The organism is Telmatobacter sp. DSM 110680 (assembly GCF_039994875.1).
GTDB lineage: Bacteria > Acidobacteriota > Terriglobia > Terriglobales > Acidobacteriaceae > Telmatobacter.
Window position 1 is genome coordinate 5,033,440 of sequence record NZ_CP121196.1, and the last position, 14,898, is coordinate 5,048,337.

Genomic DNA, 14,898 nt, shown 5'->3' on the forward strand with positions numbered 1-14,898 from the left:
ATGCGGCATCTTAAAGGTGCTTGATTCCTGCGCTCAGATCACTTCTTCGGCCTGGACTCCGGTGGCACCAGCCCCGCCGTGCGGTAGTACACCACCAGTTGGCCGTAATGCTCGCCGGAATGCTCGATCAGGCCCCATGCGCCATCCGAAAAGCGGCTTTTCTGATTCGCAAACGGGTCCAGAAACAGATCACTCATCCCGTTATCGCCCTTGCTTTTGATCAACGCCGCGCCCTCACCGAAAGATTTCCGAACAAACTCCACAATCGCTGCCTTCGACTTGAAGTCTGAGCGCTTGGGATCGCCCTGAGGCGCGGTCACGCCCTTCACCGGATCGATAAAAAAATAATTCGCATTCGCAGCGTGCAGAAGTTGCTCGGCAAACGACCGTTCATCCTTGTTCGGTTTGAAGTCGTATTTGTCTTCGGGAAAATCCTCGGCCATCGCCGTCAGCTTCCGCCCAATGTCGTTCCACGATTCAAGCAGCGACTGCGAAGGGCTGAGCGGCGGCTTGGGATTGGGAACAGGCGTCGGCGCAGGCGTGGCCTGACACGAGGCATGAGGCACAGCACATCCGATGGCGACGGCGAGAGCAAGTGTTTTGATGAGCATCTTCATTTCAACGACCTCCAATGCGTTGACGATCAGTCTAACGTGACCCGGCTTGCTGGCCTTTACGCTCCCTACCGCATGTCAATTTCCGCGAGGACCACTGCGAGGTTTGGATGTATCCACCAGGCTCTGCAGCACGCGAACATTCCTTTCCTCATCGCCATCTTCATCCACCGGCGTCTCCGCAACAAATGCGCACTCCGCAAATCGCGGGTCGTTCAATAGCCAGCGAAACGGCTCCACGCCAATATTTCCCTGCCCGATATGCTGATGCCGGTCCAGCTTTGAGCCGCGCTCCGCCTTGGCATCGTTGCAGTGCCACACCCGCACCGCGTCCACTCCAAACGTGATGTCCGCCTGCGTAATCGTTTCCGCATATCCTTCCGCAGTCACGATGTCATATCCCGAGACATGCGTGTGGCATGTGTCAAGACAAACGCCCACCGGCGCATGCGTCTTGAGGCGCTCCACCAGTTCCGCCACCTGCTCGAAGTTCCCGCCAAGAGAGCACTCGGAGCCAGCAGTATTCTCAATGAGAATGCTGAAATTGCTGCCCTGCCAGGGAACTCCGTCAATCGCGCGTTGAATCGATTCGGCCGCCAACTTGAGCCCTTCGTTGCGAGTCAGGCCCTTCCACGATCCCGGATGTAGCACCAGGAACTCCGCGCCAAGCGTCAACGCACGCTCAATTTCGCCGCGAAATGCGGCCACGCTGTTCTCACGAACACTTTGGGTCTGGCTGCAAACATTTACCAGGTAGCTGGCGTGAATCACAAGCGGCCCCACGTCATACTTCGCACGCAGCGTCCGCATCCGCTCGGCCTGTGCCGGATCAACCTTCGGAGCCCGCCACATCCGCGGACTCGACGAAAAAATCTGAAACGTATTCGCGCCGATCTCTTTCGCGCGCTCTACCGCATTAGAGGCGCCACCCGCCGTCCCCAGGTGCACTCCGATTCGCTTTGCCATTTTTAGATTTTAAATTGACGACGGAGGCCCGCTGAGCCAAGCCAGCGGGAGCCCTATCCAATCCACGCATGCGTACCACTTACGACAGTACCTTCATCGCCTCCGGATCCCACTTCACTACGGCGTTCCTTTCGATACTGAGATTGCTCAGCAGAGCCGCCCCCGCAGCGCGATACCCGAACACCGCATCCTCCACCACCGGCTTGCGCGAACGCACCGAAGCGAAGAAGTTTTTGAAGTGATCGTACTGGTCGCTATATCCCTGCGGCAGATTGTATTTCTCTTCTCCACCTAGCGCCGCATTTCCAGAATGCGGAGGATACTTCTTTCTGTAATCCGCTTCGATCTGCGCCTGCATCTCCTTAGGAAACGTATCGATGGTAAGACCCGGCTCCGTCTCGCGCGGCACACGATTCACGGTCAATCCCGTCCACCCAATCTGAATGGTGCCTTCCGAGCCAGTGAAAATCAGGCTCTCGCTCTCCTCGCCGCCATCTACAAAATTCACGCGCAGGCTAAGGTTGAATCCTTCTTTATAGTCGAATAGCCCCAGCATCACATCCTGCGCGTCGCGCCCATCATCCCAGAAGCGGATAGCGCCCGTAGCCATGCCCCGCGTGGGTCCGTGTGCTCCGGTTACAAAATGCGTGCCGCTGAACAGATGCACGAACAAATCGCCGGCAACGCCGCTGCCATACGCTTTCCATTTGCGCCACTGGAAAAACTTTTCCGCACTGAACTCAACTTTAGGCGCAGTGCCCTGAAACCGTTGCCAGTCGCAAGTTTCCGGTGAGGCATCTGGAGGGATCGTATAGTTCCACGCACCCATCGACGAATTGCGATCCCAGCTCGCAGTTACCATATTCAGCTTGCCGATCGCGCCTGCCGCCAGTAGTTCCTTGGCCTTCGCATACAAGACCGAACTCACGCGCTGGCTGCCGATTTGAATAATGCGATTCGTACTCCGCGCCGTCTCGATCATCTCGGGCCCGTCGCTGTAGAGATGAATCATTGGCTTTTCGCAGTAGACGTCCTTGCCCGCCTTCATTGCATCTACTGATGCCTGCTTGTGCCAGTGATCGGGGGTACCGATAATGACTGCGTCGATATCCTTGCGCGCGAGGATTTCCTTGTAATCGCGCGTCGTAAAGACGTCGTCGCCCCACACTTCCTTGCTGCGCGCAAGACGTCCGTCATAGCAGTCAGCCACGGCCACCAACTTCACTCCCGGCACCTGCACCGCAGAGCGTGTATCGCCCATGCCTTGTCCACCCGCACCAATCAGGGCAATTTGAATATGATCGTTCGCCGCCACAGGCTTGGCCGGCTCATCCTGCGTGGCCAGAGTAAAGACTCTTCTGCCCGGCTCTCCGCTTGCTGGCACCGCGCCCGCTAACGAAGCCGCTGATACCGCTCCCGCAACCTTAAGAAAATTTCTGCGATTCCAAATCTGCACAGTTCCCCCGAACGGCGGACTCTTCCGCCGCATACAAAGATACACGGATGTGCCTATGCGACGGTTTGTATCGAGGCACGACTTTCACGTGCCGGAAACGATGAGATATCAGATGGCCTCTAGTCCCTGCTGTACAGACCGCTAATGCGGCGCACGTTAGTCGTCATCATCCTTTTTTAGCTTGCGCTTCTGCGTCAGCATGGCTGGCACCGGCTTCGAACCCATCGCATCCTTCCACAGAATTACGTTTAGCTTCTGCGTTGGCGCGCGGTCAGCAAGCCGGAAATCCATCTTGCTGCTTGCTTCGCCACCCACCGCCTTCTTCGGGTTCGCAGCGTAGATCAGTCCGTTATCGCGATTCGAATAGTCCGCCGAATATACCGGCTGGTCGCCTGCGCCCGTAAACAGAGTCGTGATCAGCGAACTGAACGCATCGTTGTTATTCATTGGCGGCAGACCGAGCAGCGTCTCCATGGTGCGAATCACGCTCACTGTCGAATAAAACCGGCTGTCCACGACCGGCACTCCATCTTTGCCGTGCGGCGCATATTTGCTGATCACCAGCGCGATACTGCGGTGTGCATCCACATGATCCGCACCCGCCTGCGCGTCGTCCTCGAGGATGAAGAACGCCGTATCGTCCCAGAACGGCGAATGCGATATAGCATCCACCGCGCGGCCTACTGCAAGGTCGTTATCCGAAACACTCGCCTTCGGAGTTGGCTTGAACGGCGTCGTCCCATTCGTGTGATCGTCTGGCAAGCGAAGCTGAATGAAGTTGGGCATCGTGTCTTTGCCCTGCTTCCTATCCGCCTCCCACTGCTTCAGATGCCTCAAAAACACCGCCAGCCGAATCTGGTCGGGAATGGCGAGATTGAAATCCGGCCCCTCCGGAGCGAAGTGTCCCACCAACTCCGGCTTGGTCGCCTTGCTTGAGGCGATCAGCGGTATCGGCCAGGGCCACTTGTTCACGCCACCGCCCCACTCCGCAGGCAATTGCTCACCGGGAGCGATGGCCTTCCGCGGACATGTCTTGCCCGCCAGCATCGGCCCCTGTTGCGGATTGGCTGTCATCACTTCGTCGCAAAACTCCTGCGAAATAAATTCGCCGAAATGATAGTAGGTTTTTCCGTGCGAAGCCAGGTTCCCCCACAGATATCCGCTCGCAGGCTCGTTGACATCGGGAATTTTCTGCTCCAACGGCAGTCCTTCGGCAACCACACCCTCAAAGTCATAGCTGCGCTGGTTGCCGCGATACGCTTGTTGCCACGTCTTCTCCAGGTAGTCGGTGCCAATCGCGGCATTCGACCACACGTGCCCATCGCCAGAAACCTCACCTGAATCGTAGAAGTCATCGAGCACGCCAAACTGTAATGCGAGCTTGTGAATATTCGGTGTCACATCTTGCCCGAACATCGTCAAGCTCTTGTCGCCATTACCGACGGCCTTTCCGTCTTGCGTGAGGTCGCCAAGAATCTGATCGTACGTGCGGTTTTCCTTGATGATGTAAATCACGTGCTTAATGCGATTGCTCGAACCGTCCGCAAATCGTATCTTCTCCGCAGCCGCCTTCATCCGGTTCGACTCCAGCACAGCTTGGGTCGATTCAGCCAGTCCGCTTTCTATCTCCGCTTCGTTCAACACCGCCAGCGAACCGTGAATCAACGTCGGAATGTAGTTGGTTCTTTTGGGCATCCCAGGCTTGCGAGGCTCGTCGGCTGGCACGTATGGATTCGGCCCGGCCCCTTTCCCTTTCGCCGTCGCCACAAACAACTTCCCGCCCGATTCCGCAGGCAGAAATGCCATCGACATCGGCATCCACTCTGTGGGCACGAACCCCACCGGCTCGACCATTCCCGTGCGCGACATCTTCGCCGTCAATTTTTGCGTATTGATCACCGCTACCGCGTCGGAGCCCATGTTTGCGACATACAGGCGACTCCCCGAAGCGTTGAGGGCCACCGCCACCGGCTCTGCGCCAAAGTAGCTCTGCCCCGGCAACCGCGTATCGAAATATCCCTTCACCGCGAACTGCCCTGCCCCCACGTTCACTGCGGCTACAGAGTCGCGATTCGCCAGCGCCACATAAAGCGTCTCGCCGTCGGCCGTCAACGCAAAGGCGCACGGATGCGTCCCCGGCTTGATCGCGCTCGCCGGCTTCAGCAGCGCAAGCTTGCGTCCAACCGTGTTCTTCTCGAGATCAAGTTCCACGATCTCCGATGCATTCCAAAGCGCGACAAAAGCCCGACGGCCATCCTTCGAAATCTGCAACGCAATCGGATACGTCGAGGGCACCGCTTTATTTTCGGTCAGATCGAAACGATGCTCGATATCTCCGCTCGCGGGATCGATCAGCAGCACATCGTCCGTAAGATTCTCTGCGACCAGCAGTTTCTCCGCCCCTGCGATTTCCACCATTGCAATCGCGGCCGGAAACGGCACTCCCTGGTCTCCATCCACCTGGCCGATGATCTTGGTCTTATGGCCGGGCGCAAGTGGATCCATCGGCAGATGAATCAAGCGTTCCGGTTCAATTTTTCCCTCTGCGAATCCGTACACCAGGATGCCGCTGCCCGTATCGGTCACGCCATGTGCCGGCGGATCCTTCCCCAGCGGATCTGCTTCCGAACCGATGCTCGCATACACATGCTTTCCGTCGCGACTGAACGCCAGCCCGGAATAAAGCGTCTGTTTGGCACGTTCCGGCGTGCGATCATCGGGGAAATCGGTGACCGTTCCGGTCTGCGTATCGAATACTGCCAGCGACTGGTCGTATTTGGATTCATACGTCCCATAGCCCGCATTCACCGTCACCACGTATCGCCCGTCTGGCGAAATCGCCATCGACATGGGCAGGCTGTTCAAGGGCTGCGGGCTACCCGGAACCGGCTCGATCAGTTGCTTACTCGTGGGAAGATCAATACTCTGCGCAAAACTCGCCTGCGCTCCAAACATCCATAAACTTCCAGCAGCCAAAAACAAAGCCGAATTTCGCATGGCAAAACGATAACAAATGAGGCTGGTCTGCACATTACCCGCATGTGACAAGCCCTCCTTTCGAACAATAAGCAACGGACGCACGCCCTCGCGCTCACCTGCAATAATGGATTGCCATGCAAACGGTAGTGACCGCAGAGAGGCTCTGGGACGGAACCAGTCTCCACCATCATCCGCTTGTCCTCATTGAAGACGGCAAGATCGAATCCATTTCCAGCCATGAATCCGCCCAGTTGCCCGCCGGCGCGCGCGTGCTCGATTTTCCGGGCGCAACACTTGGTCCCTCGTATTTCGATGTGCACTTCCATGGCGCAGCCGGTCACGACGTAATGGAAGCGACACCACAGGCACTCGACACCATCGGTACATTTCTAGCTTCGCGCGGAACCAGCGCCTACCTTGCCACCACCGTCACTGCCTCGCTTGACGCCACACTCCGCTCCCTCGACGGCCTGGCCAACGAGATCGCCAAGCTGCCGCAGCCCGGCCGTGCACGCCCCCTCGGAATTCATCTCGAAGGTCCGTTCTTGTCTCACGCAAAACGTGGCGTGCAACCTCAGGAACATCTCCTCGCACCAGACATTGCCATTTTCGATCGTCTTATCGACGCGGCACATGGCCATGTGCGCCTGATGACCCTTGCGCCGGAATTGCCGGGTGCAGTCGAACTTACCGCACACGCCACCTCGCGCGGAGTGCGCGTCTCCCTTGGCCATTCCAACGCCACCGCCGCGGAATCGCAGGCCGCCATTGCCGCAGGCGCTGTCAGCGCTACGCATACCTTCAACGCCATGCGCCCGCTCGATCATCGCGAGCCCGGAATCCTGGGCACCGTGCTGACCAACGACAATCTCTACTCTGAGCTGATTTGCGACGGCATTCACACCGAACCTGAGATCGTTCGCCTGTGGTGGAGAGCAAAAGGACCTGACCGCGCCATTCTGGTCACCGACGCTATGGCTGCCGCCGGAATGCCCGACGGTGAATATCAACTCGGCGGATTTCCTGTGCAGTTAAAAGAGGGCCGCGCCACTGCCCGCGGCGTTCTGGCCGGCAGCGTACTCACCCTCGATCGCGCTTTTATCAACTTCATTAAATTCACCGGCGCCAGCATCGAACAAGCTCTGCGATTGCTCTCTTCCAACCCCGCCGCGATGACCGGGCTCGCCCATCGCGCCGGTACGCTCGCGCCCGGTAAATCAGCCAACATGGTTGCAATCGATTCAACTGGAAGGCTGGTCGCCTCCATCGTCGGTGGCCACCAGGCAAACTAAAGCGTCTTCCAGCACAACGCCTACTTGCTCTGCGAAATCAGTGTTCCCGCTTCCGGCCGAACCTGGTCGACTGCAAATTCCAACGTGCCAATGCGATCGTTCACAGTATCGTCTACACCCAGCCGCAAAAAGAAACTCCCTTTCGCCGGCACGGCGATCTCCTGCCGTGCTGTGATTCCATGCTGCAGCAGTTCCTTGTACTGATCCTCGTCAATATCAAGGTTTGTCGTGGTCAGGATTGAATTCACATTCTGCGCCGTCTGATCGTAGACAATGCTGACAAACGCCATGCGGCCATGGCGCAATCCGTCGGGTCCCTTCGTCAGTTGCAGCGTCTTCCCATCTGCGGTGAACTCCACCGTGTAGGTGTGAAACGGCTTGTACTTCCAATCTGCAGCAAGGTAGTTGTCCTGCGGCCACGCGTCGTCTTTGCTCAACTGCACGACTTTTTCACTGGCAGATACGTGAGCGTTGAAAATGATTTCCTCCGCCGGCACCGCTCCCAGCAGCATCGCGTCATTGAATGCATCCTTCCGCGGTGCTGACTTTTCCGCATTCACAGGAGGCGTCTTAGCCGGCTCCTGTTCCCCACTCACCTCCGCGTGTGTCTGTTCAGGAGATCCCTCGTCGCCCGCAGACCCATTCTCTCCATGCTGGGCCTTGTTCAACCTATCCAGTTGTGCCTGCTCCTGCTTGGTGCGATCAACCGCGAAATAGCCTTGTCGATACTGCAGTTTCACGTGCGGATGGTTCATCTCGATCCGGATGTGCCGCAACTCTCCGTTCCAGTCTTTATTAGTCGTTGCGTAGGTCAGCGTATAGTAACTCGACCCGTTATTCTCGATCTCCGCAATCTTGGATCCCAATCCGTTAGAACTATAAAAAGCTCGTCCCCCAGTCGCTTCCGCAATCAAATCCAGATTGGTGTGTTGAAATCCCTGTCCATTGTCAAAGTGAATCATCGCGTTAGGCTGCGGCATTCGATTCGATGCTGCCTCGTATTGCGGCGCGACCTGCAAGGCCCGCGCATCAACCGGATAAACCGCGACACGGCTCAACGTCAGCGCAGCTGTCAATGCGTGCGGATCACCTTCGAGAATTCTGAAGTCGTCGTTGAACGGATCACTCATCGGCTCCCGCGCATTCGACTGCGGCAACGCACCTGTAAACCAGATCAAGTTTTTGCGTCCCGGAAAAGCCGCAAGATACCGCCCCAGCAGTTGGAATCCCAGCGTCACGTCGTCCATCCGGTACACCAGGTTTTCTTCCCGCGTGCCTCGCACCATCTTCAGCAACTGCGGATTATTGCGCGCGCTTTGCGCAGCCGCCAGCAGCACCTGTGGATCTGAAGTAAAACCCTGCACCAGGTGCATCTTCGTGTCCCGCTCAAAGATCGCGACCGGGCCTCCTGGAGGTCTGTCTTTCAAATACCTGATCAGCGCCTCGCGCACCGACATCTGGTCATCCAGCCGCGTATTCAGCGCATCCAGAAGAATTACCGTGTAAGCATTCGCATTCGCGACTGCACTGTAATTCGTGAATGTGTTCGGCGCCAGCGGCGGCTTGGCTACTACTTGAGCATCCGTCGCCGCAGTCATCGGCCGGTGTTCCTGCAGGCTTGCCACCACTTGCGGATTGCCATTCTCAGTCACGATGAAGTCAGTGGACTTGAGCCCCGTCACCGCATGCCCGCCATCCGTAACCACCACGTCAAGCAACACCTCGTGCGTCGTAACGGAAAGGACGGCCGGCGCCTGCGCGGACTGATCTTGCGCAGCAGACACAGCATCCTGAGCTCCTGCCGAAATGCACAAAGCAAACGCATTCAGAATTAACGTGGAAACGCCGATTGCATGAGCGGATCGAATTGCCGCGAAACTTCGGAAGCATTGCATCGCTTGCCCCCCGTAGAACACAAATTTTAGCGCCACCGAAGCCTTTCGGCAGTACACCCGATTCCGCTTACTTCGCCAATTGCTGCGCGCGCCAGACGGCGCCTTCAATTCCCGCAACCTCGGTCTCACAGATTGGCATCTTTGGCGCACTCGCATGCAAGCCCGCAAAAAACTGCTCTCGCACCAGCCGGGACTTCCCAATCACGCTGCCAATCCAGGCCACCGGAACATCGGCAGTGAGGTTGTGCTTGCGGCGTAACTTGTTGCGTACCAGCAGCACACTGTCCACCAGATCGTGCGCTGCCTGCTTCAACACGCCAAGAGCCACCATATCTCCCTCTTCTGCAAGCTCACTGATTGCCGGCGCCAAGGCCGCAAAATCAGGACCCGGCGTGCTATCCCCCAGGTTCACCAACTCTTCAATGGTCTTTGTCCCCCAGATGCCTCCAACCGTTTCAAGAATGCGCGACGGCTCCTCGCGGTCGTGCGCATTCAGCGCCCGTCGAACGGCATGCAGCCCAATCCAGTAGCCCGAGCCCTCATCACCGAGACGCGAACTCCATCCGCCCGCACTCTCTCGACCACCATCGGGTGCACGGCCAATGCAGTTTGATCCCGTCCCTGCAATCTGCAGAATTCCGGGGCCGCCTTTGAAAGCCCCATCCAGCGCGATCACCTCATCGCCCACAACCTCGGAACGCTCAACGCCAAATTCGCTGAATACTTCGGTGATCCACTCCTTCACACCCGGCATCGTAGCGCTCGCCACACCGGCCGACGCGGCCTTTACGCCTTTCACTCCAGCCTTCGCAAACACATCCTGCAGAATCGCCCGCAGATTCGCCTCGGCTGCTTCCACGCCTACTCGCAACCGTTTGATCGAACCATTCTCAACAAACGCCAGCACCGTTTCGCCGTCAACGATGGAGGCACGCGTCCTTGTCCCTCCTCCATCAATCCCCAACACTGCGCTCATCGTTTGCTACTCCTGTGTCGACTTGTCCGCATTGGCGGTCTCTCTACCGTTGTCGCGCAACGTCCCCGCGAGAATGTTGAGATTGCCGTCGTTCTTCGGTACTTGCAATCCGAGCATGTGAGCAATCCAGGGATACAGATTTACGTTCTCAAACGATCCGACCGTTTTTCCCGCCACAATGTCGGGGCCGGCGGCAAAAAAGCTCGCCTTCATTTCTGGAACCTTATGCGGATCAAACCCATGCATGCCGGCCTCAGGCGCATTATCCGGCCGCTCGGCAGGCGGCTTCCGAGCGCGGATCGCATACGGTCCCGTCGCAATCACCACCGGGTCGCCCTCGCGTGGATTCTGGTTGTATTCGAGTTCAGCCGGTACGTCCCTGCGCCGATAAGCAACAAATTGCGACGACGCCTGCTTCAACTTGTTGTACGCGCTCGCCCTGTCCTCTTCTGTTTTGCCATAGAGCAATGGGCCAGCAACCTCAAAGTTGCTCAAGTCGGCGAAGTCCTCCAGATTGACCCAGCCTCCTTCGACCTTGGTCATGCCATGATCGCTGACCACCACTAGGTCGATCGGCAATTTAGTCGCGTCGAGCGCCTTCTTTAGCCGTCCAACCATCGCATCCATCTTCAGCGCGGCAGCCTTAGTCTCTTTTGCATCGGGCCCAAATTCGTGCCCCTCGTGATCCGGCTCGGAATAGTAAATCGTGATGAAGTGAGGCCGGTCAGGTGCGGGCATCTTCAGCAAGGCCACAGCATCATCAATGCGTGCCTTCTCCACGTCGTCGGTCGCTTGTGTCTTGTTGTCGAACAGCGCGTACCAGCTGGGCCGATGCCCAGCGATTTCCGCCTCTGAACCGGGCCAGAACAGGCAGGCTGCATGCATCCCCTGGCTCTCTGCCAGGCTCCACAAGGGCACACCGCTATACCAGCTTCCGTCTCGCACTACCCTCGCATCGGAAATGGCGTACCGCGCATGCTTGGTCTCGTCGTAAAACGTGTTGGCCACCAGTCCATGGTGTTCGGGATACAGACCGGTAACGATGGTGAAGTGGTTCGGAAACGTCAACGAAGGAAAACTCGGCATCATCCCCTGCGGGGCCCACACACCCTTTTTCCCTAATGCCAGCAGATTCACCGCGCCATCGTGTTTTGCGTAGTCCCACCTAAACCCATCGAGCGATACCAGCACAACGTAGTGCGCCTTTTGCGCCGCCGTAGAATTCTCGCCGTTCTCCACGTGTACCAGCGGTAACGCCGGGTTTCCGCCTGCAATCGTCTGGGCTTGCTGCCCAACAGCCGGCCAGCCAAATGCCAATGCAAGACAAACCGTTGCGGTAAGCCTCGGAACCCTGAAATACATCCTTGAATCTCCCGCATCAGCTTACCGCATGCACGCTGAAAATCGGGAATTAACACCTTGGACACGGCGATCCCTAGCCCGTCCCAGGGCCCGGCACGCGGCCGGAGGGCTCTAAGATAAAGCTCGCTCAAAATTGAGGTACCGCGGCTTTTGACTAATGAAGAATTGTCTGTCAAAAGACAGACTTGCTCTCCCGCAGGCAAGGGAGTAGATTATCTACAGCATTTCATGTAGAAGGACTACATCCTGTGACTACAAAGAGCAATTATCAAAACCGAATTGAAATTCTGCAGGGAACGCTGGACATGCTGATTCTTAAGACGCTTCAGTGGGGCGAACAGCATGGCTATGGAATCAGCCAGGCAATTCGAGCTAGTTCCGGTGACGTCCTGCAGGTGGAAACCGGCTCCCTCTATCCAGCGCTGCATCGCCTGGAGCGACAGAACTGGGTCAAATCCGAGTGGAAGAAAAGTGAAAGCAACCAGCGCGCGAAGTTCTACAAGATCACCAAACTCGGCAAGGAACAACTGGCTTCTGATTATGCTCGCTGGGAAAAAATGGTCGCGACTATCGAAGGAATTATGACGGCGGAGTGAGGTGTTGCGTGAGGCTCTTTCGATTCTTGGGGCGCAAGTCCGATCTGAGCGAGGAGATTGAAAGCCATTTGCAGTTGGCCGTCGCCGACCGCATTGTGCGCGGCGAGTCGCCAGCGGATGCCCGGGCGTGGGCACTGCGAGAATTCGGCAATGTTCCCTTGATTGCTGATGTAACCCGGAATCAATGGGGATGGTTGCGTCTGGAAACGTTGATGCAGGACGTCCGCTATGCGCTGCGGCAGATGCGCAAATCGCCCGGCTTCACATTGACTGCCGTTCTGACGCTCGCTCTCGGGATAGGCGCCAATACTGCCATCTTCACCCTCGTAAGCGGCATTCTACTGAGATCACTTCCGGTGAGTGACCCGTCGCGTCTATATCGCATCGGCGATCGAAATGACTGCTGCTACTACAACAACTACCAGAACGACGATGGTGACTTTGACCTCTTCTCTTATGATCTCTATCTTCGTCTCAAGCAAAACGCGCCGGAATTTGAGCAGTTGGCGGCCGTCGAAGCGGGCGGTAGTGGTTTCAGCGTGCGCAGAGGCTCCGAGCCCGCCAAGCCGTTGCGCAGCGAGTACGTTTCAGGCAACTACTTCGCGACTCTGGGGTTGGGCGCCTATGCCGGACGACTTCTCAACGAAAATGATGACTCGCCTTCCGCTGCGCCCGTCATCGTCCTGAATTACAAAACGTGGCAGACTGACTTTGCGGCGGACCCGTCCATCGTCGGCGCCACGGTCTATGTGCAGATGCATCCCTTCGTCGTCGCGGGCATTGCGCCACCCAACTTCTTCGGCGACCGTGTAGCTCCCATCCCGCCGGACTTCTGGATGCCGCTGATGAGCGAGCCCGTACTTGAAGGAGCCAATTCCTCGTTAAAGGCAATCGACTCGCTGTGGCTTTATCCAATCGGAAGAGTGCGTCCCGGTGTGAACCTGTCGACTCTGCAGGCTAAGCTCTCCGTCTCTCTACGGCAATGGCTGGCGACTCGACCGATGTATACAGACCGAGGCGGCGCAGCAATGATTCCTCGGCAGCATGTGATTTTGGCTCATGCGGGCGGCGGTATTCAGAAACTCCAGAAGCAAACCGGCACGGGCCTGCGTTTGCTCATGATTCTCTCCACCGTTGTACTTCTGATTGCCTGCGCGAATATTGCCAACCTACTGCTTGCCCGCTGCACCGCGCGGCGCTCCGATGTGGCCATGCGCATGGCGCTCGGTGCGTCACGCCGCAGAGTCATGCGCCAGATACTAACCGAGAGTGTACTTCTCAGCCTCATTGGCGGCTGCACCGGCCTTTCTGTCGCCTACGCGGGATCGCACATGATGCTGGCGCTTGCTTTTCCATTCGCACATAACATGCCGGTCCAGGCCAACCCATCGATAACAATCCTGGCCTTCGCATTTACGGTTTCCCTCCTAACCGGCGTGATCTTTGGAACGGCGCCTGCATGGTTGTCCTCTCATGCACAACCGGCCGACGCGCTGCGCGGTGTCAATCGAAGCGACCGTATTGCTGTAGATCCATCCTCATTTCCGCAGCGGGCGCTGATTGTAATCCAGGTCGCCTCTTCGGTCGTGCTTCTGACGGGAGCTCTACTCATGACCCGGTCTCTTCGCAACCTTGAGAAGCAGGACCTGGGCATCGCCACTGCCAATCGCTATGTGGTGTCGTTTGATCCAAAGGGCGTCGGCTACACGCTCGATCGCTTACCCGCGCTCTATCGCCAGATTGTAGACAATTTCGCAGCATTGCCCGGAATGGCCAACGTCAGCCTGGTCCGGTACATTCCTCTCGGCGGCAACATGTGGGGCTCCTGCGTCATTCCGCAGGGTCATCCCACCCCCGGCCCAAACGATCAATGCTTTTCCATCTGGGATCGCGCCAGCACGCGCTTTCTCGATTCAATCGGGGTACCTGTTGTGAAAGGCCGTAATTTCACTGCGCAAGATACGGCTACCTCGCAACAGGTTGTTGTGGTAAATCAGGCATTCGCGAAACACTTCTTTCCGAACCAGGATCCAATCGGAAAACATTTCGGCCTCGGCACCGCCCCCTATTCTGGCGCTTTCCAAATTGTTGGCGTATTTGCCGACTTCAAAATGACCGATCCGCGCCAGGACGTTCGCCCGCTCTTCTTCCGTCCGTTGTCTCAGCAATTCAATGGATACAAGGAAGCCGACGCAGACGCTGGGGAAAAAAGTTCCATGTTCGTCAACTTCATCATTCTTGAATTCACCCAGGCGCCGCCGGATGTTGAGGCTCTCGCCCGCAAAACGCTTGCATCGATCGATCCCAATCTCACCGTCATGCATTTCAGCACTTACGATGCAGAGGTTGCCGGAAACTTCAATCAGGATCGGCTCCTCGCTCGCCTCACGAGCTTGTTCGGCATTCTTGCCGTCGTGCTCGCCTCCGTTGGACTTTATGGGGTGATGTCGTACTTCGTGGTCAGGCGCACCAGCGAAATCGGCATCCGCATGGCGCTCGGCGCGGCCCGTTCCGCCGTCGTTTCCCTGGTGCTGCGTGGTGCGTTGTGGCAGGTTCTCATCGGCGTCGTCATTGGAATTCCTGCCGCGCTCTATGCGGGTCACTTCATGTCGACTCTTCTGTATGGAGTGAGCGGTTCCGATCCCTTCGCCTTGATCGGGGCCATCGCGCTTATGACGCTTTGTGCTGCCGTAGCAGGATTCATCCCGGCCCGCCGCGCCGCTTCGATCGACCCGATGCAAGCTCTCCGATCGGACTGATCC

General features: G+C 57.4%; 10 protein-coding genes. 3 read left to right on the forward strand and 7 right to left on the reverse strand.

From position 1 onward, the window contains the following. Positions 1 to 38 precede the first annotated feature (38 nt). The 4 genes from P8935_RS20765 to P8935_RS20780 form a co-directional block, all read right to left on the reverse strand. On the reverse strand, positions 39 to 617 hold the full coding sequence (locus tag P8935_RS20765) for a DinB family protein (RefSeq protein ID WP_348262224.1): 579 nt from the start codon (positions 615 to 617) through the stop codon (positions 39 to 41). Positions 618 to 692: 75 nt separating this feature from the next. Further along, complete coding sequence (locus P8935_RS20770) at positions 693 to 1,580, reverse strand: deoxyribonuclease IV (protein ID WP_348262225.1); 888 nt, start codon at positions 1,578 to 1,580, stop codon at positions 693 to 695. Positions 1,581 to 1,659: 79 nt separating this feature from the next. Beyond that, entirely contained in the window at positions 1,660 to 3,036 is a 1,377-nt protein-coding gene (locus P8935_RS20775; protein WP_348262226.1) for a Gfo/Idh/MocA family oxidoreductase, read from the reverse strand. 156 nt (positions 3,037 to 3,192) lie between these two features. After that, positions 3,193 to 5,991, reverse strand: a complete 2,799-nt coding sequence (locus P8935_RS20780; RefSeq protein ID WP_348262227.1) for a bifunctional YncE family protein/alkaline phosphatase family protein — start codon at positions 5,989 to 5,991, stop codon at positions 3,193 to 3,195. 158 nt (positions 5,992 to 6,149) lie between these two features. On the opposite strand from P8935_RS20780, the gene nagA reads away from it, so the two are divergent. Then, positions 6,150 to 7,307, forward strand: a complete 1,158-nt coding sequence (gene nagA / locus P8935_RS20785) for an N-acetylglucosamine-6-phosphate deacetylase (RefSeq protein ID WP_348262228.1) — start codon at positions 6,150 to 6,152, stop codon at positions 7,305 to 7,307. Positions 7,308 to 7,327: 20 nt separating this feature from the next. On the opposite strand, the gene P8935_RS20790 is transcribed toward nagA, so the two are convergent. From P8935_RS20790 to P8935_RS20800, 3 genes are all read right to left on the reverse strand, one after another. After that, the gene (locus tag P8935_RS20790; RefSeq protein ID WP_348262229.1) at positions 7,328 to 9,091 is read right to left on the reverse strand and encodes a VWA domain-containing protein; all 1,764 of its coding nucleotides are present in this window, start codon (positions 9,089 to 9,091) and stop codon (positions 7,328 to 7,330) included. 178 nt (positions 9,092 to 9,269) lie between these two features. Further along, entirely contained in the window at positions 9,270 to 10,178 is a 909-nt protein-coding gene (locus P8935_RS20795; protein ID WP_348262230.1) for a BadF/BadG/BcrA/BcrD ATPase family protein, read from the reverse strand. 6 nt (positions 10,179 to 10,184) lie between these two features. Next, positions 10,185 to 11,540: an ectonucleotide pyrophosphatase/phosphodiesterase gene (locus P8935_RS20800; RefSeq protein ID WP_348262231.1), complete on the reverse strand. Its 1,356-nt coding sequence runs from the start codon at positions 11,538 to 11,540 to the stop codon at positions 10,185 to 10,187. A gap of 248 nt (positions 11,541 to 11,788) precedes the next feature. On the opposite strand from P8935_RS20800, the gene P8935_RS20805 reads away from it, so the two are divergent. Continuing rightward, positions 11,789 to 12,136: a PadR family transcriptional regulator gene (locus P8935_RS20805; protein WP_348262232.1), complete on the forward strand. Its 348-nt coding sequence runs from the start codon at positions 11,789 to 11,791 to the stop codon at positions 12,134 to 12,136. Positions 12,137 to 12,144: 8 nt separating this feature from the next. Then, on the forward strand, positions 12,145 to 14,895 hold the full coding sequence (locus P8935_RS20810) for an ABC transporter permease (protein ID WP_348262233.1): 2,751 nt from the start codon (positions 12,145 to 12,147) through the stop codon (positions 14,893 to 14,895). Positions 14,896 to 14,898 lie beyond the last annotated feature (3 nt).

Bases quoted from the DNA above. Each gene is read 5' to 3' on its own strand.
- P8935_RS20765 (WP_348262224.1), bottom strand. From the start codon at position 617: ATGAAGATGCTCATCAAAACACTTGCTCTCGCCGTCGCCATCGGATGT.
- P8935_RS20770 (WP_348262225.1), bottom strand. From the start codon at position 1,580: ATGGCAAAGCGAATCGGAGTGCACCTGGGGACGGCGGGTGGCGCCTCT.
- P8935_RS20780 (WP_348262227.1), bottom strand. From the start codon at position 5,991: ATGTTTGGAGCGCAGGCGAGTTTTGCGCAGAGTATTGATCTTCCCACG.
- nagA (WP_348262228.1), top strand. From the start codon at position 6,150: ATGCAAACGGTAGTGACCGCAGAGAGGCTCTGGGACGGAACCAGTCTC.
- P8935_RS20795 (WP_348262230.1), bottom strand. From the start codon at position 10,178: ATGAGCGCAGTGTTGGGGATTGATGGAGGAGGGACAAGGACGCGTGCC.
- P8935_RS20800 (WP_348262231.1), bottom strand. From the start codon at position 11,540: ATGTATTTCAGGGTTCCGAGGCTTACCGCAACGGTTTGTCTTGCATTG.